The sequence below is a fragment of the Bacillus cereus group sp. BfR-BA-01492 genome (genome assembly GCF_022662815.1).
Classification (GTDB): Bacteria; Bacillota; Bacilli; order Bacillales; family Bacillaceae_G; genus Bacillus_A; species Bacillus_A cereus_BD.
The window spans coordinates 31,185-48,899 of the sequence record NZ_JAKUEH010000019.1; the positions used below are offsets into that span (position 1 = coordinate 31,185).

Consider the following 17,715-nt stretch of genomic DNA (forward strand, 5'->3'; position numbering starts at 1 on the left):
ATATAATATCAATATAACATTATATCAAATGTTTATAAATGTAACTAGGATCGTAGAATGATATGTACGGCCTTTTTTCGACTGGTCGACATCTCATATCGAAGTGCAGATAATGAAGTGTGCATCATTCATATGGTGTAAAAAAGAAAAACCTGTCACCAAAAGGTCATGTTGTACGACCTTTTGACACAGGTTTTTCTTACGATTTAAGCGTTTAAACTTTCACCGTTTGTTGCAATGACTTGTTTATACCAATCAAAACTTTTCTTTTTGAATCTTTTTAATGATCCTTTTCCTTCATTATCTTTATCAACATAAATATATCCGTAACGTTTCTTCATTTCACCTGTTGAAGCGCTGACAAGGTCAATTGGGCCCCAGCTTGTATATCCAATTATCTCTACTCCATCTTGGATTGCCTCTGAAAGTTCAATCATATGTTTTCGTAAATAATCGATGCGATACTCATCGTTAATCTCTTCTTCAGCATGTAATGTGTCAATGGCACCTAGACCATTTTCCACAACAAACAGCGGCTTCTGATAACGATCGTACAGTTGGTTTGCTGTAATACGGAACCCTTTCGGATCAATTGTCCAGCCCCATTCTGATTTTTCCAGATACGGATTTTCAACAGAGCCAAACACATTTCCGCTTGTAATGCTCTTTAATACTTCAGGGTCTGTACTTGCTGCCCGGCTAGCATAGTAGCTAAATCCAATATAATCCACTGTATGTGCTTTTAAAATCTTTTCATCTTCTTTTTCCATTTCAATTTTTAAATGATGATCTTTAAAGAATCGCTTCGCATATCCAGGATATTCTCCTCTTGCTTGTACATCAATGAAGAAGAATGATTCTCTATCTTGTTCCATCGCGCGGAAAACATCATCTGGGTTGCATGTATATGGATACGTCGCTCCTGCTGCAAGCATACAACCAATTTTAGCATCCGGTATTATTTCATGGCACGCTTTCACTGCTAAAGCACTTGCAACAAGCTGATGATGCGCTGCTTGGTATTGAATTTGTTTTTTATTTTCGCCTTCTTGAAAAGTTAAACCAGCACCAACGAAAGGTAAATGCAATAGCATATTAATTTCATTAAACGTCATCCAATATTTCACTTTATCTTTATATCGTTTCAAAATCGTTTTTGCATATGTTTCAAAGAACTGGACAAGCTTTCGATTTCTCCAGCTTCCATATGTTTCGACTAAATGAACAGGTACATCAAAATGAGCCATTGTCACGACCGGCTCAATTCCATATTTCAATAATTCGTCGAACAAATCATCATAAAACTGCAAACCTGCTTCATTTGGCTGTTTCTCGTCACCATTCGGGAAAATACGTGTCCATGCAATCGAAACTCGTAACGCTTTAAATCCCATTTCTGCAAACAGAGCAATATCTTCTTTATAACGATGATAAAAATCAATTGCTTCATGCGATGGATAAAATTCTCCTTCCATCGGTGTAAAAGATTGAATATTTCCTTTCATAATATCCCAACGTTTTTCACCAGTTGGAAGTAGATCCACTGTTGTTAACCCTTTTCCATCTTCTAAATATGCTCCTTCAGCTTGGTTAGCGGCCATTGCCCCACCCCATAAAAAACCTTTTGGAAACGTAACTTTAGCCATATATGAAAACTCCTTTATATAAGAATTATCGAAGGAAAGGCATGCAATATGTCTCCCCTCATTTTAAACAATATGAAATTTCAAAAATCACTTTACTTCTAGTTCAATTACAGATTCTTCAGGTGTTACCTGACCATTCTCTTTTATCATTACGTTATATTGATCATGATTTGTCACAACAACTGGTGTTGTCACAATATAGCCTGCTTTTTGAATTTCAGCTATGTTAAATTCAATCAATAATTGTCCTTTTTCGACATAATCTCCTTGTGCAATATGAGAAGTGAAAAATTTCCCATCTAATTTCACAGTATCCATCCCGATATGAATGAGAAGCTCCGCCCCTGTTTCAGTCGTAATTCCTAACGCATGATTCGTTGGAAAAAGGGCGGAAACCGTACCGGAAACTGGTGAAAATAATTTTCCTTCTGAAGGTTCAATCGCTACCCCTTTTCCAAGAACACCTGAGGCAAACGCTGCATCTTCAATATCTTTTAACAGTTTTACTTCTCCATAAAAAGGACTCGCAATAACTTCACTATTCATAGTAGCACGAACGTCCTCATGCTGAGATAATTTTGTCTGGGCAGGATCTACTTGAACAGATTGTTCTTTTTTCTTTATACCAAACAAGTAAGTAAGCACAAATCCTAATACAAATGCAACAATCATCGCAATAATAGATCCCCATAGTCCCGCTGTAATACCTGTTTTTGAACTAATAAACGTTGGAATTTGAAATATGCCAAGACCACCTGCCATATACGCTTTTGTACCAAATACGCCAAGAATTCCTCCGCCAATACCACCAGCGATACAACTTATAATGAAAGGTTTTTTCTGCGGAAGTGTAATCCCATAAATAGCTGGCTCTGTAACCCCGAAAATACCGGAAATAAAAGCAGGTATACTAAGTTCTTTCAATTTCTTCTCATTTGTTTTTATCCAAACGCCAAGAACAGCACCAATTTGTGCAAAAGAAGCAGCGAATATAAGAGCTAATATTGGATCTTCGCCATGTACTGCTAAATTGTTAAATCCAATTGGCACAATGCCCCAATGAAGACCGAATATAACAAACAATTGCCAAAACGCTCCAAGGAAAATACCTGCGACTAACGGACTTAAATGATACGCCCATAGTGTAGCTTGCCCTAAAAATTGACCTGCCCATGTTGCAATTGGTCCAATGACAAGAAAGGTAATCGGTACAACAATCAGCAATGTGAAAAATGGCACTAAAAATGTTTTTACAACATCTGGAATGATTTTCTTTAATGCTTTTTCTACTTTAGCAGCAAAATAAGCAGCTAAAATAATCGGAATAACAGATGACGCGTAATTCATTAAAATAACAGGTATGCCTAAAAAGGTAATATGAATAGGTGATTCAAACATTGTCCCTGCAAATAATGTATAAAGCGGTTTCCCGGCAGTTAAACCAGCTAAAGCTGGATAAACAAGCGCGCCGCCAATTGCCATCCCAATAAATGGTGCACCTTGGAACTTTTTACTCGCTGTATACCCTAGAAAGATTGGGAAGAAGTAAAATAATGAATCCCCCACTGCATTTAAGATTTGATACGTTCCTGATTCTTGACTTAACCAACCTAATGCTAAAATAAGCGCATTAAACCCTTTAATCATTCCTGTTGCGGCTAGTACACCTAAAACAGGTGTAAAAATACTAGAAACAATATCTATAAAACTACTTTTCTTTTGATCATTCGTATTTTCAGCCTCTTTTGTCTGAAAGCCTCCAACCTTGACAACCGCCTTATACACATCAGCAACATGATTGCCAATTACAACTTGATACTGTCCGCCGCTTTTCATAACGGTAACGACATCCTCCATACTTTTCAGCACTTCTGTATTTGCTTTCCCCTCATCTTTTAATTGAAATCTTAGGCGGGTAATACAGTGAACCACACTATTTACATTTTCGGTTCCACCAACATTTTCAAGAATATCTTTTGCTAATTGTTCGTATTTCATCGCATGCACGCCTCCCTTTTTCAGTCATTCTAAAAATAAAAACCTAAACTAACCCCCACTTGCACAAATTTATTTTCATGCGAATGGAAATTAATTTAGGTTTTGCCTGCTAATCAGTAACAATCCTATATTTTATTCAAATTGATTCCGCTTCGTTACACGGTGAATATGAAGCGTTACATACATTTTTTCATCTTTCGAAAGATGAGTGTTATGTCTACTACGTAAATACTCTTCTATTTTCTCTGTACAACGATAAGCTTCATTGTACTTTTGTTTCACTTGTTCAAATAAAAAGCCCTCTTCATTTGAGCTTGATTCATGCTGAAGTAACCGCTTAGCAAAATATCGTAAGTGAGTGACAAATCGACTATAGTTAAATGTATTTTCATCCAAATCCATCTTATAATGATACTTCACAATATTTAAAATATCTTGAACGATTTTTGTCATTGTTACTGTTTGCTGCATTTCTGGTTCCCCTTGCTGAGCATTTACTAAATGAAGTGCAATTGAACCAGCCTCGTCCTCTGAAAGCCTAATGCCTGTTTCTTTTTCAATTATTTCTAAAGCTCGTAAACCAATTTCAAACTCTGTTTGATAAAACTTTTTGATTTCCCAAAGAAGTGCATTTTTCAGCTCAATTCCTTCTTTATGCCGCGTGAACGCAAAGCTAAGGTGATCTGTTAATGTAAGATAAATACATTCGCTTAAACGACCCGGCAAAATGGTTTTCGCTAATTGTACAATTTTCTCTGTCACTTCTAAATGCTCTACAGGAATCTCAGTTAATAGCGTAGCAAGCTTCTCAGATACTTCTTTTGTTTCTAAAACGAATGTTTTTTCAATTTTAGATTCATCAATTGTATCCCCCACTTTTTTCTGAAATCCTAACCCTCTGCCCATCAATATCATTTCACTATTATTCTCTTTTATTGTACAAACAACATTATTATTTAAAATTTTATGGATTTTCATTTTGTCCGCCTCTTTTTATTTCTAATGTGATCACAAATAATAAAAAAACCTAAACTGATTTTCAAAAACTACATAGTAATAGTAGTCTTCGAATCAATTTAGGTTTTGCCTGCCGAACAGTAACAATCCTTTAAGTTTGTCTTCATTATACACAAACAAGTAAGCGTTTGCAACAGGATAATAGAAGAACTTTAGACAAAACTGTGAACGTTTAGAATGGATTGCATCAAACAAAAACATACGACGTACTATGCGAAAAAATAATGGATACGAGCCTCTTTAAGGTTCCAGCATTAGAAAAGAACGTTTGATGGGAGGCTGCATCGATGTACTAGAGTTCGCAAAAAACCGTACTTTGTCCTTTTGGAAAACAGCATCTTATTTGAACAATTAAACTTATATTATCGTATACTGTTCACAATATTGCCTAGGAGTCATGTGACATATTTTTTTGAACACTCTTGTGAAATAACTTTGATCATAAAAATTACACCAAGCACAAATATTTGATAATGGATATGTAGAAGGCCCAATCACAAAAGTTCTAATGATCCAAAGTGACTCAACCGGTTCTCTCTTCTTTTATCAATGACGATTAAAAAAATGGAAAGCCTTTTAAGCTCTATGTTTCTAAATGCAAAAAAAAAGCCCTCAATAGGCAAGTAAAAAGAACCCTAAGGTTGTATAAATCTTTTTAAACTATTTTCACATTCATATTTATACATACATATATTATTCATGAGAAATCAATTTCCTAATTCTGTAAAACTTTTTTAATATTACATTTCTCAAAAAATATATGTAATGAGGGTACATTATTTTAAGCTGTCATATAAATACCTTTTAATTTGTATGAAGAAAAGGATGATTGTATTGGAAATTAAAGGAGCTCAAGGGATATATGATGATGTTATTAGTCTAGGGCAAAATTGTTATACTGCTATCCATCTAAGAAAATATGGGCTACGTAAATATGCTGGTCCTCTAGATTGGTTTGTGTCTCCAGACCTTTCTTCTATTAATAAATTACTAAAAAATAACTTTATAGACTTTATGGACTTGAAAAATATGCATGCATTGCCAGATAAAAATGTTCTTTTTCATGATGGCGTAATACAACCTGTTTATTCTCACATTATAAAAGACACAAAATATAACGTAACATCCTATCATGATTTCCCTATCATCTCAAATAAAGATTGGTTTATCACATACCAAGATTTCAAACAAAAATTAGATCGAAGGATTGATAATTTTTACAAAAGAATGCAAAATTCTCAATCTATTTTATTTGTTAGATGGGGCGGAGATTTGACTGAAACGTTAGAATTACAATCAATTTTATCAAATATTGTTAAAAATAACTTTAAGATACTTTTACTCTATCCAACAGGACTTGAAAATGAGATAAATGAGTTGGAATGGGGAATGAATCATGTCTTTCCAATTCAAGTTTCAAGTAATTATCTAAATAAAAGAACTTGGTATATCCTTTTAAAAGATATACACTTAAGCTGAAAAATACAACATGACGATCATTCAAATCGTCACTAGAATTTATTTGACCCCTCCCCTATTTCTTTGGATACTTATCCATTTCATTAATATAGTTTAATAATTGTATGACACGTTTATCATATGTGTGATTATTTAAAGTTCTAATCAACCCATTTTTCGCTATTTGCTTTCTCTCTTTTACATTTTCCAAATAATATTCCGTTTTTTCTATAAACTCCTGTGGGTTACAAAAAGTTTCAATTTCAACACTTGGTATATAGTGCTTCGCTATATCTGGACGTATATCAGTTAACTGAAAAGAACCTGAAGAATTAATTTCAAATGTTCTATTATTTACTGAATATGCAGCAATATTTGCTGAATTACTATTCATGTCCTTATCATATGGTGAACGGTGCAAATTAATATTAATTTTAGTAGATAAATAATATTGTAACGCATCTTCATATTTACCAAGTGGTAAGAGTTTTATCTTATCTTTCAAGATTTTATAACTCTTCAATTTTTCCCAACCAAATCCTACAATTTTCAAGTTCTTACAAACTAAATATTCAGAAATCGAGTCGACGAATTCAATTCTATTTTCAAACGCTGTACCAATAAAACTAATTTCATAATGATTAGACTTATCTTTAAAATCGGGTTTATATAAGTTATGATCCGCTGCTAAAGGGAGATGAAAAACATTTTTACATCCCCTGCTCCTATAAAATTTAATACAATTTAAATCCTGAGTAAATATGTAGTCATAATGCGGAACAATATTTTGGGTTAAATCCGTATAATAAGGATCATCTGTCAACCAAATCCCTGTCGTAAAGCCCAAATTCTTTAATGCGGGGATTATTTGATTAAACTCTTCTCTTAAACCATGCAATACCAAAATAAAATCCGGCTTTGTCCGTACTGCTGTTTTGATTGCTTTCTCTATATGTACCATCATTACATTACTACTTACCCTTTGTAGACTATTAAAAATTGCTGTTTCTAGTGCTGGGAAATAAGAAGGAATTCCTGATCGAATAAATAAGATTTTTTTAACATTATTTTCGTTCATGTCAATCCTCCCATATACGATTCACCCTGTTTTTGAGAAAATACTTCTTGATATACTGGATTTAGACGAAGGTCTTGTGTGTGTTCTGCAACACCGATAAATTTTGACTCCAATTCTTCTAAAGTTGTTCCATAGAAAGTTTTTAAGGCACTCCAACGTTGCGAAAGAGTCGGGGCAATTTGCAACCTTCTTTTTTTCATTTGATCATTCCATGGACTAAAATAAAACTTTAGTACAAGGGCGGGCAAGGTATACAATTCAAATGGATAAGCGGATGAATGTCTCCCTGGTGTATAGTATCCCTTTTTATAATTATGAATGAATCTCCAACTTTTATTAGGATATGGATCATATGGAAAATATCCATGAAACCTCTGTTTCACTAGAGGTATAGAATACCTTGGATTAGAATAATGATTATTTAAGGGATCCACCATTAAAATCATTCGAATCGCATACATTCTTTTTTGTAGCTCATTTAATGAATGAAAGAAGCTTGTTTTATTTTGACAACAAAGAAATTCTGTAGTGTTTAAAGCCATCTTCCAACCGTGCACTTCACTTTCAATATCCATAACTTCATTATCAACTTGTTCTGCATCAAACTCAGGTACCTTTGAAGTTCTCACTTCCCAGTCTGGCGCAAATATTTTACATATTTCTACCGATTGATCTGTAGAGCCCCTATTAATTAAAATCCCATGATTAAAAATCTGTTTATGATGCATTAACCACCAAGGTAGCAAGTATTCTTCATTATAAAAGTGAGAGATTAAAGTGGCAATAATATCCCCCTCCTAAACGATTCTTTACTACCATATATAAGCAACCGTTTTGTCCATTATGAGAAGATTGAATATTTTTCGTTATAAAATGCTCCGTAAAGCCATATGTTATTATTGCAGATTATTTTCCAGGGATGTCATACAACTTCCTTGTTTTCAGTAACCAATTTTGGTTACTTTTTTTCATGCAAATTATCATGTGTTTTATTCATAGACCTGTTATCACTTCATATAATAGTTGTTGATATGGCCATTAAAAAATGCTTTTAAACTGGGGGATTTCAGATATGAAAGCTGTAATTCTTGCTGGGGGATATGGTACTCGAATTGGTGAAGAAACACATTTGAAACCAAAGCCGATGATTGAAATTGGCACAAAGCCCATTCTCTGGCATATTATGCGTTTATTTTATTATTATGGCATTACTGAATTCATTATTTGTTTAGGATATAAAGGCTATGCTATTAAAGAATTTTTTCTGAATTACAATTTACACATGTCTGATTTCACAATTCATTTAAAAGATAATACCATTACCAATCATTTTCATCATATAGAACCATGGCAGATTACACTCATTGATACGGGAGAAAACACTCAAACTGCTGGGCGGGTAAAAAGAATACAAAAATATATAGACGAAGATTCTTTTTTCCTCACTTACGGCGATGGATTAAGTAATGTAAATTTAAAAAAACTTGCTGAATTTCATAAAAAGCATGGAAAAATCGCCACCGTAACTGCAGTGCAACCTCCTGGTAGATTCGGCTCTCTCATTATGAATGGCACATCTGTCTCAGCGTTTAAAGAAAAACCACTAGGGGATGGGAACTGGATAAACGGGGGATTCTTCATTTTAAATAAAGATGTATTCAACTATATGAAAGATGATACATCTGTATTTGAAACCGATACTCTCGTACAGTTAGTTGCTCAAAATGAACTCGAAGCATATCAACATACAGGTTTTTGGCATCCGATGGACACACTTCGTGATAAGAAAAAATTAGTAGAGTTGTGGGAAAGTAACTCTGCTCCATGGAAGGTTTGGTAAAATGAATTCTTCAAATTTTTGGCATAAGAAAAAAGTATTTATTACTGGACACACTGGCTTTAAAGGAACTTGGTTAACACTTTTTTTACATTCTTTAGGTGCAGAAATAACCGGATACTCTTCTCATCCACCCTCAACACCATATTTATTCGAACAATCGAACGCTATAAAAAAATGCCGTTCATTTACAGGGGATATTACAGATTACGATTCTTTATTACAGGTCATAAAACAAAATAAACCAGATATTATTTTTCACCTAGCGGCGCAGCCGATTGTCACTACTTCATACAAAAATCCAATTGATACATTTAAAGTAAATGTTTTAGGTACAGCGCACGTATTAGAAGCTGCAAAACATGTTGACAGCGTACAGGTTATGATTAATGTTACCAGTGATAAGTGTTATGAAAACGACGGGACAGGCAATCGAGCATTTAAAGAGAGCGATCGGTTAGGTGGGCACGATCCCTATAGCGCTAGTAAGGCTTGCGCTGAATTAGTAGCACTTTCCTATCAAAAGTCTTTCTTTGAGTATTTTCCCAAACTCGCCTCTGTAAGAGCCGGAAACGTAATTGGCGGCGGAGACTGGGCAGAAGACCGATTACTTCCAGATATTATTCGTTCTTATTTACATGGTGCAACATTAAACATTAGAAACCCTCATGCCATTCGTCCCTGGCAGCATGTATTAGATCCTCTACACGGATATATCCTTTTAGTAGAGAAGCTTTGGGATAACGATCGATATATTGATGCTTGGAATTTTGGGCCGAATAATCAAAATCACATAACAGTTCATGAACTTATTCAATCTGTAATGAAGCTTTGGGATAAACCATTAAACATACTGCTCCCTACTACGCTACAACCTTATGAAGCCTCCATCTTAACACTTGATAGTACAAAGGCGATGTCTGAACTTGGTTGGTCTCCAAAACTACCGATAGAAGACTCTATTTCTTGGACCGTCGAATGGTACAAAAAATATGCATGTGGTGAAAACATAGAAGCCTTTACAAACGATCAAATAGATGCATTTAAAAAATTATAGGGAGGCTATACAATGAATCAGAAAAAATGTCGCTTTTGTCACACATCACTAAAGAACACTTTTTTAGATTTAGGTGTTTCCCCCCTCGCAAATTCATTTATAACCTCAGAACATGCACACAAAATGGAATCTTTCTATCCATTGCATACGTTCGTTTGTCATCATTGTTTACTTGTCCAACTAGATGAATTCGAATCCCCACAAAATATTTTTCATGATTATTTATACTTTAGCTCTTACTCCTCAAGTTGGCTATTACATGCGAAACAATACGTAGAAATGGCAATGGAACGATTCAAATTAACGAAGGACTCACAAGTCATTGAAATTGCAAGCAACGATGGATACTTACTCCAATATTTTCAAAAAGAAAAGATTCCAAGCTTAGGGATTGAACCTGCAAAAAATGTTGCCGATATTGCCATTCAAAAAGGAATTCCAACTAAAATAGAATTCTTTAGCAACAATGTAGCAAAACAATTAACAGACGAAAATTTCCAAGCTGATTTAATTATTGCAAATAACGTATTAGCTCACGTTCCTCATTTACACGATTTTATCGCCGGTTTAAAAACTTTATTGAAGCCAAATGGCAGTATAACGATTGAATTCCCACACTTATTAAACCTCATATCTTTAAAACAATTTGATACAATTTATCACGAACACTTCTCCTATTTTTCACTCATATGTCTTCAAAAGATCTTTTCTCACCATAACTTGCAAATTATAGACGCAGAGGAACTCCCTACACATGGTGGTTCATTACGTTTATTTATACAGCATATCAACAGAGATGCAAAAATAAGTGAAAACGTATCAAATATTATTCAAAAAGAAATGGATTACGGTTTAGATAAACTAGATTCCTATCTTCTTTTCGCTAAAGAAGTGAAACAATTAAAAATGGATATTTTAAATTTTTTTATTGACGTACACTCTTTAAATAAACAAATTATCGGTTATGGCGCCCCCGCGAAAGGGAATACTCTATTAAATTATTGCGGCATCGGGAAAGAATTTCTTCCTTATACTGTCGATAAAAACCCTTATAAACAAAATCTATTTTTGCCAGGGACTCGCATCCCCGTAAAATCAATAGAAGAAATGAAACGCACAAAACCAGATTATGTTTTCATATTACCGTGGAATTTAAAAGAAGAGATTATGAAAGAATGCTCATTTATAAAGGAATGGGGTGGGAAGTTTGTTGTGGCAATTCCTAAAGTTGAAGTGATTGAATCATGAAAAAAGTTCTTGTAACGGGCGGGAATGGTTGGATTGGTAAATATGTCGTACATTTCCTTGTACAAATGGGCTATGAAGTTCACGCGACTTACAATAAAAATAAACCACCTCAGCAACTTCTTTGTCATTGGCACAAAGTAAATTTACTTTGTGATGAAGAAATAAAAAAACTCATATTCCATCTTCAACCGAGTCATCTTGTTCTTTTAGCTTGGGAGGCTGTACCCCCAAAATGTTATGAATCTATTAACAATTTTTATTGGTTACAATCTAGTATTACATTAATCCAACATTTCTCATATTGTGGCGGCCAAAGAATTGTCGTAGCTGGCACAGGTGCAGAGTATCAATGGATAAATGGTGTATTATATGAAGATTCTAAACTTCTATGCTATAAAAACCCTTATTCTTTATGCAAAAATGCATTACATTCTTGGTTACAATCATACGCTAAGCAAACAAATCTCAGTGTATGTTGGAGCCGAATTTTCCATTTATACGGCCCACATGAACAGGGGAATCGCCTTATTTCTCACATTATTACTTCCTTATTAAAAAACAAAGAAGCTTTATGTACACACGGCGAACAATCTCGAGATTTCCTCCATGTAAGCGATGTTGCTAACGCCCTTGTATCACTATTACATTCTCAAATTACAGGCACGGTTAACATAGCTTCTGGCCACTCTATTCCAATTAAAGAAATTGCGAATATAATCGCAAACAAAATGAATAAAGAACATTTAATTAAGTTAGGTGCAATTCCTTTTCCAAAGGATGAACCTTTATTTATCGGCGTAAGTGTTACACGTTTAAAATATGAACTAAACTGGAAACCATCATATGATATTCATTCCGGGATTGAAGAAACAATCGTATGGTGGAAAAATAACGATTCAAAAACATAACGGTAGGTCTCATATAATAAGCCTTGTACAGAAATATTACTTTGCTCATCAATAAAGTGATTTCCCACTACAGATGTTCCTTTGTTCCCATACTAATCGCACTCAAGTACCGTTCTATCAAAATACATAAGATGCATGCCAAATAACAAAAAATAAAAACAACTCGCACTATACTTAAGAAAAGACGCATTGGGTTTTATAATACTTTTTTACATTTATCACCGTTTTGTTTTCATGCAGATCGATATTTTTTGCAAGCAAAAGGTGTATTTCTTTCCTTACAAATTCACCCTTAAATGAACAACAATTACATCCTTACAGATAAAGTGGAACTTTAATCAGTGGGGGTTTTCTTCATCCCCCACTGATTATGAGCCCTCACCAATCGGGCTGTTACGGGCAGCTCTACTCCCACCTATCTTCTTTGCTTCTCTCTGAATCTTGAGGTGGGAGTCTTACTGCCCTAAAATAGCGGGATAAAATAAAAGAAAAAAATACAATATAACTCAGAAGTTATAGAATATAGTTATATGCTGTTAAAAGTACAAAATCAAATAGAATACAATATAAAAAACCTATTTTGCAAAAAATAGGTTTTTTATCCATCAACTCTCTAGGTTATCAATTGATATTTCAATGAAATAAGATATCACCATATGTTTATAGTGATAAGCTTATAGTTTTATCAACCACCAGTATGTCCGTGAGAATATTGTGTAACGTCTTCAGCTGACATTTGAGTTTCCTTAGAAACACCTGCACTCCCTATAGTTAAGGTGAAAGCTGCTGCAACGCCTACTAATAAGTAAATGATCTTCTTCATTTTAAAGCCCCCTTTTCTTGTGTTACATCTTTTGCTTCTAAGCCTAAATAAAAGTATTTACTTGCTTTTAAATGATTTTCTTCCTTGTAAAATTTTATTGCTAATTTTTCATTATATGCTTGAATATATTCAAATAAATTTTCTTGTTTGAAATATTCATTACCTGCCATTATCAATGGTTCTAATTCTTCTCCTGAAATATTTTCATGTATACCTTTTAAAATTTGGAAATGGTGTTGATATTCTTTATTCTGTAAATCAGCGCTAATTGTTAAACCTTTTTCAAAAAGTTCTCTTGCTTCGTTATTATTATCTAGTTTTTCCAGTTCGCATGCCTTAATTAAAATTGCTTTATAGTTATTTGGTATTTTAGCAATCACTTCAGATATATGACGAACTGCTAATTCTGATAAATTCTGGCTACCGTATAGGAACCCTAAGTTATGACGACTATATAAGCTTGCATGATCGTCACCGTGTTTTTTAAATATATCTAAAGCAGAAATCAAATGTTCTTCAGCTAATTCGTATTCTTTCAAGTGAATACATGCTAAACCATACAGGTTATCACAGTACCCAATATTTAATTCGTGATCGCGATGTTTAGAAAAAATTTCTTTAGCCTTAGATGCTTGTTTTAAAGCTAAAACATATTGTTGATTATGGCAACTGAATGTAGAAAGCTTAAAGTAGAATTCTGCATGTTCTAATTCATCCGAAATATGTTGCAGTTTCTTTTCTGCTTCCTCATATTGATTTTTAGCCAAACTATATTCACCAGTCATAGTTAAATGCATCGCTTTAAAAAAGTGATAGTAATACGATAATAGAGGATCAGTTGGTTTTCCAAACTCTTCTATTTTATTAAAGCTATCTTTACCGATACTCAAACTATCTATTAAATACTGAAATCTAAACTTTAATAAAGCATAATGTAAATGCACATTTTGATCATCATTTACATTATGAATATATGTTTCAATTTCACTTTTTAATTCACGAGATTTTTCTATATTTCTTTTACGAATTTCATGATGCCATTTGTTTAACATTTGTTTAACTCTTTCATTTTCTTTTAATTGAATATTCATTTCGTTCCCCCCTTTTATCTTTTTGTCTTCATCCTAACATATTTTTAGTATACAGAATATTGAGAAAATTTATCTAGATTTTTATTGCCATCCTATAGTTATAACGTTTCATATAAAAAAAGAAGCCTATGCTGAAGATAGTTTTAGTTGTAGAAATCGTCAATTCATTTTGAACTCCCTATAATAAGCGTAAATAATCAACACTAATAAAATGAAACTTTAATCAGTGGGGTTTTCTTCGTTCCTCTCTAATCATTAGTCTTCACCAATTGGGCTTTTACGGTCAGTAAGGCTCCCCCTATCTTCCTTGGCTTCCCTCTAAATCTTGAGATGGACGTCTTACTACCCTCAAATAGCGGGATAAAAAGAAAACTGGTTCTATAAGTGTTGAACAATCTAAACTTATAGAACCAATTTATAAATGATTGAAAACTATTTTTATCGATATTTCATTCAAAAGCTTTCTTATTCCTGTTTACTCTTCGCCTTCATTTATTCCTCATATACAAACTTCCCATACTCCTTCAAAAACCGCAGCTTTATCCCTCCAACAGGCCCGTTTCGATGCTTTGCGATTTGAATTTCTGTCATATCTTTATGCTCCGTTTCCTTATTGTAATAATCTTCTCGGTACATAAGCATAATCAAGTCCGCATCTTGTTCAATTTGCCCCGTTTCCCTTAAGTCAGATAAAAACGGACGTTTATCTTGCCGGGATTCTACTCCGCGGGACAATTGTGACAATGCGATTATACATACATTTAAATCACGTGCCATCCCTTTTAGTTTGCGAGAGATTTCACTCATTTCTTGAAACCGATTTCCTCTATAATTTGAGTCTCCTGTAATCAGCTGTAAGTAATCAATGATCACAAGTAACTTTTTTCCTTCATACTTTCTCTTCAGCTTCCGCACTTGCATCCAAATCTCTTGCGTTGTAACACCTGCTTTATCATAGATTTCTAAAGGTAAATCCCCAATTTCTGCAAATGCCTGACTCGTTTTTTTCCAGTCTTCCATTGTAAAACGGTGCTTCGGATTCTTTAACCTTCCCCCAGATACTTCACCTAAGCAGGAAACCATCCGCTTTAACAGTTGTTTATTGCTCATTTCTAAAGAAAAGATTCCAGCGGCTGCACTTGTTTTCGCCGCATGAAGTGCAATATTTAAAGCAAACGCCGTTTTTCCAATGGAAGGTCGTGCCCCAATTACAACGAAGTCGCCTTCCTGCAAGCCACATGTCATTTTATCTAACGCTGTAAAACCTGTCCGAATCCCCGTTATCTCATCTGTATCTTCATGAAGTTCCTCATACAGATTTACCAGCGTATCCTTCAAATCAAAATCAAGCGTATCAATTCCTTCTTCCAGTTCACAAAGTCTCGTAATTGTCTCACCAATAATTCTCTCATCCTTCTCCGCAAGAAGCTGTTCACACATATGATGTGCTACACTCCCAGCCTGATTCATTTTCCACGCGCTCCAAACAAGCCCCTCATAATAGGAGAAGTTTGCTATGGTTGGGACACTCTCTATCATATTTACAAAATATTCAACACCACCAACTTCCTTCAAAAAACGAGGATCCATCCTAGACACAAGCGTAACAATATCAAGCGGCTGCCCGCCATCCACTATTTCTCGCATCATCTTAAAGATCGCTTGATGTATCACTGTAGAAAAGTGCTGCTTCGTAAGTCGGCATTCTTTCATTCGCTCGCCTTCAAGCAGCAAAGCCCCTAGTACGGTCTGTTCAGCTTCCACATTTTGAATGCTCACGGCCTCCACCCATTCTCTTGCAAGAACTTCTGCAATTCCTCTTCAGATGGTGCATGTTTCTCCCACTCTTCACACTCCGCCAAAAACTTCTCTGTCTCACGCACGCCATGAAGTTCCTTCTTTCGAAACTTTGCTTCCGCTTCTTCTACTTCACTCAGCTTTGTATAGCCCTTTCTATGCCACTCTCGCAAAATCCCCTTCACATAAGCAATTGTCCGTTTATTATTTTCAAAAGCAATCTGGAGTGCCTTTAACACAAGCTCCTCCGATAAATCCGCCATCCACTCGCTCAATTCCTCCGCCACATAAGGCGATACACTGCCAAAGTGCTGTTCATAAAACGTAAATATATCACTTTCTGGCTCTTCTTCCTCTACTTCCTCTTCAGATCTATATTGCTCAATCAATTTTGGCGTAACAATATCAGACAGATCATACGGAGAGCCGAAATGCTCTAAGAGTAGCGGAATATTCATTTTCTCCTCCAAGCATTTTTTCAAAAATCTCTTTATAAACGCTACACTTTTCACAGTCTTTAACTCGCGTAACACACACTTCTCGATATTCGTATTTGTAACCGGGTTATAACGTAGCCAATTTACAACGTATACTTCCTTCGTCTCCGCATCATACAATATCTTTCCATACTCAATAAAGCGCGTCAATAGCTTCTCAACCGTCTCCCGATTATAGCCTGTTTCCATCTCTGCCAAACGTTTCGGAAGTGGATAAATCCCGCATTGTGTCGTCTTCGAACAAGTCAGCAAATAAAGATAAAAATAGCGCTCCTCCGGCGTTAAATCAATCACAAAATCATCCTGCCAAAAATTCACCTGTACATTACGATACACTGCCATTTCGATTCCTCCATTCCTTAATGAAACATATGTAATAAATCGTTCCATCATGTATATAGGAATCAACGAGGAAGTTTGGCGGGATGATTGTATATTTTTTCACGACTACTATTCTTCGAAGAAAAGCTTGTCGTTGTTTTTTATTTTGTTTCTTTTTAATGATTTATGTATTAGTAGGGAGTTATAAGGGGTTCTTATCCATATCAGTTCATCAAGACAAATAAGATGGATACCATTTCTTAAGCTCTTCCCATACAAACGCCGCCATATCCCGATGCCCATCTTCATTCGGATGAATACCGTCCGTCTTTACAAAATAAGAAGAATTCACATCCTCTCTTTCATTCATGTACAGACGATAAAAGTCGATATAATGCCATCCGTTTTCTCTCGCCATATGTTTTACATCATGAATAAATTGAGATTGCTTATGCTGAAACACTTCATAACCAGCGATGGGTTCCCCAACGCTTTGACGACTAATTCCTTCCATATAGAGCGGAATAAGAATTCCGATAATCGGCGTAATATTATGATGAAGTGACTGTTTTACCATACTGTATACATTGGCTAACATTATATTGATCGGCATGTCCCACCATAGATCATTATGACCACCCATAATGATGCAATGCGTAGCCTGAGCATTGATAACTTCGTGATAAAAACGGCCGAGCATACCCGCTGTTGTATCACCAGAAATCCCTCTATTTATAACGTCAAATTTTCCTAACTCCGCTAAAACTATTGGCCAAGATTTTCCTTTCTCAACACCTAATCCTTCTGTCAAACTATCTCCTATACATACAATTTTCATTCTCTTTCCTCCTAATCTATACAAATATCCCTTTAGCTAAATCATAGAAACAAAGAGTAAACTAGCAAATCCTCTACGTAAAAACGACTGCAACAATCAAG

At 34.8% G+C, this 17,715-nt stretch carries 14 protein-coding genes and 2 pseudogenes; 5 read left to right on the forward strand and 11 right to left on the reverse strand.

Going from position 1 to position 17,715, the window contains the following annotated elements:
• Nucleotides 1-206: 206 nt before the first annotated feature.
• From MR063_RS18305 to MR063_RS18325, 4 genes and pseudogenes are all read right to left on the reverse strand, one after another.
• Nucleotides 207-1,646, reverse strand: coding sequence for a 6-phospho-beta-glucosidase (locus MR063_RS18305; RefSeq protein WP_242200622.1), 1,440 nt, complete (start codon nucleotides 1,644-1,646; stop codon nucleotides 207-209).
• Between the two features lie 87 nt (nucleotides 1,647-1,733).
• A complete protein-coding gene (locus MR063_RS18310; RefSeq protein WP_242200624.1) occupies nucleotides 1,734-3,644 on the reverse strand; it encodes a beta-glucoside-specific PTS transporter subunit IIABC in 1,911 nt (636 codons plus the stop codon).
• A gap of 132 nt (nucleotides 3,645-3,776) precedes the next feature.
• Nucleotides 3,777-4,622, reverse strand: coding sequence for a BglG family transcription antiterminator LicT (gene licT / locus MR063_RS18315; RefSeq protein ID WP_242200626.1), 846 nt, complete (start codon nucleotides 4,620-4,622; stop codon nucleotides 3,777-3,779).
• Nucleotides 4,623-5,018: 396 nt separating this feature from the next.
• Nucleotides 5,019-5,201 (reverse strand): annotated as a pseudogene (locus tag MR063_RS18325) (helix-turn-helix domain-containing protein); the annotation flags it as partial.
• Between the two features lie 285 nt (nucleotides 5,202-5,486).
• Here MR063_RS18325 and MR063_RS18330 point away from each other — a divergent pair.
• Nucleotides 5,487-6,140, forward strand: a complete 654-nt coding sequence (locus MR063_RS18330) for a DUF1796 family putative cysteine peptidase (RefSeq protein WP_242200628.1) — start codon at nucleotides 5,487-5,489, stop codon at nucleotides 6,138-6,140.
• A 55-nt stretch (nucleotides 6,141-6,195) separates the two neighbouring features.
• On the opposite strand, the gene MR063_RS18335 is transcribed toward MR063_RS18330, so the two are convergent.
• Nucleotides 6,196-7,197 carry a CgeB family protein gene (locus MR063_RS18335; protein WP_242200629.1) on the reverse strand — a complete coding sequence of 334 codons (1,002 nt, stop codon included), beginning with the start codon at nucleotides 7,195-7,197 and terminating at the stop codon, nucleotides 6,196-6,198.
• Nucleotides 7,194-7,925, reverse strand: coding sequence for a glycosyltransferase family protein (locus tag MR063_RS18340; protein ID WP_396021858.1), 732 nt, complete (start codon nucleotides 7,923-7,925; stop codon nucleotides 7,194-7,196). Before MR063_RS18340 ends, MR063_RS18335 begins: the two co-directional genes overlap by 4 nt.
• A gap of 344 nt (nucleotides 7,926-8,269) precedes the next feature.
• Here MR063_RS18340 and rfbF point away from each other — a divergent pair, with 344 nt between their 5' ends.
• The 4 genes and pseudogenes from rfbF (at nucleotide 8,270) to MR063_RS18360 (ending at nucleotide 12,302) form a co-directional block, all read left to right on the forward strand.
• Complete coding sequence (gene rfbF, locus MR063_RS18345; RefSeq protein ID WP_242200631.1) at nucleotides 8,270-9,037, forward strand: glucose-1-phosphate cytidylyltransferase; 768 nt, start codon at nucleotides 8,270-8,272, stop codon at nucleotides 9,035-9,037.
• A gap of 1 nt (nucleotide 9,038) precedes the next feature.
• Nucleotides 9,039-10,091 (forward strand): CDP-glucose 4,6-dehydratase, encoded by a 1,053-nt coding sequence (gene rfbG, locus MR063_RS18350; RefSeq protein WP_242200632.1) that lies wholly within the window; start codon nucleotides 9,039-9,041, stop codon nucleotides 10,089-10,091.
• 12 nt (nucleotides 10,092-10,103) lie between these two features.
• Nucleotides 10,104-11,339, forward strand: coding sequence for a class I SAM-dependent methyltransferase (locus MR063_RS18355; protein ID WP_242200634.1), 1,236 nt, complete (start codon nucleotides 10,104-10,106; stop codon nucleotides 11,337-11,339).
• Nucleotides 11,336-12,302 (forward strand): annotated as a pseudogene (locus MR063_RS18360) (NAD-dependent epimerase/dehydratase family protein). The gene MR063_RS18355 and the pseudogene MR063_RS18360 overlap by 4 nt, the downstream one beginning before the upstream one ends.
• 630 nt (nucleotides 12,303-12,932) lie before the next feature.
• Here the strand turns inward: MR063_RS18360 and MR063_RS18365 are convergent.
• From MR063_RS18365 to MR063_RS18385, 5 genes are all read right to left on the reverse strand, one after another.
• Nucleotides 12,933-13,070, reverse strand: coding sequence for a hypothetical protein (locus tag MR063_RS18365; RefSeq protein ID WP_242200636.1), 138 nt, complete (start codon nucleotides 13,068-13,070; stop codon nucleotides 12,933-12,935).
• Entirely contained in the window at nucleotides 13,067-14,161 is a 1,095-nt protein-coding gene (locus MR063_RS18370) for a response regulator aspartate phosphatase (RefSeq protein WP_242200638.1), read from the reverse strand. The genes MR063_RS18365 and MR063_RS18370 overlap by 4 nt, the downstream gene beginning before the upstream one ends.
• Before the next feature lie 492 nt (nucleotides 14,162-14,653).
• Nucleotides 14,654-15,940 carry a replicative DNA helicase gene (gene dnaB, locus MR063_RS18375; protein WP_242200641.1) on the reverse strand — a complete coding sequence of 429 codons (1,287 nt, stop codon included), beginning with the start codon at nucleotides 15,938-15,940 and terminating at the stop codon, nucleotides 14,654-14,656.
• The gene (locus tag MR063_RS18380; protein ID WP_242200643.1) at nucleotides 15,937-16,797 is read right to left on the reverse strand and encodes a DnaD domain-containing protein; all 861 of its coding nucleotides are present in this window, start codon (nucleotides 16,795-16,797) and stop codon (nucleotides 15,937-15,939) included. The genes dnaB and MR063_RS18380 overlap by 4 nt, the downstream gene beginning before the upstream one ends.
• Nucleotides 16,798-17,008: 211 nt before the next feature.
• Nucleotides 17,009-17,614, reverse strand: coding sequence for an SGNH/GDSL hydrolase family protein (locus tag MR063_RS18385; RefSeq protein WP_242200645.1), 606 nt, complete (start codon nucleotides 17,612-17,614; stop codon nucleotides 17,009-17,011).
• Nucleotides 17,615-17,715: the final 101 nt, after the last annotated feature.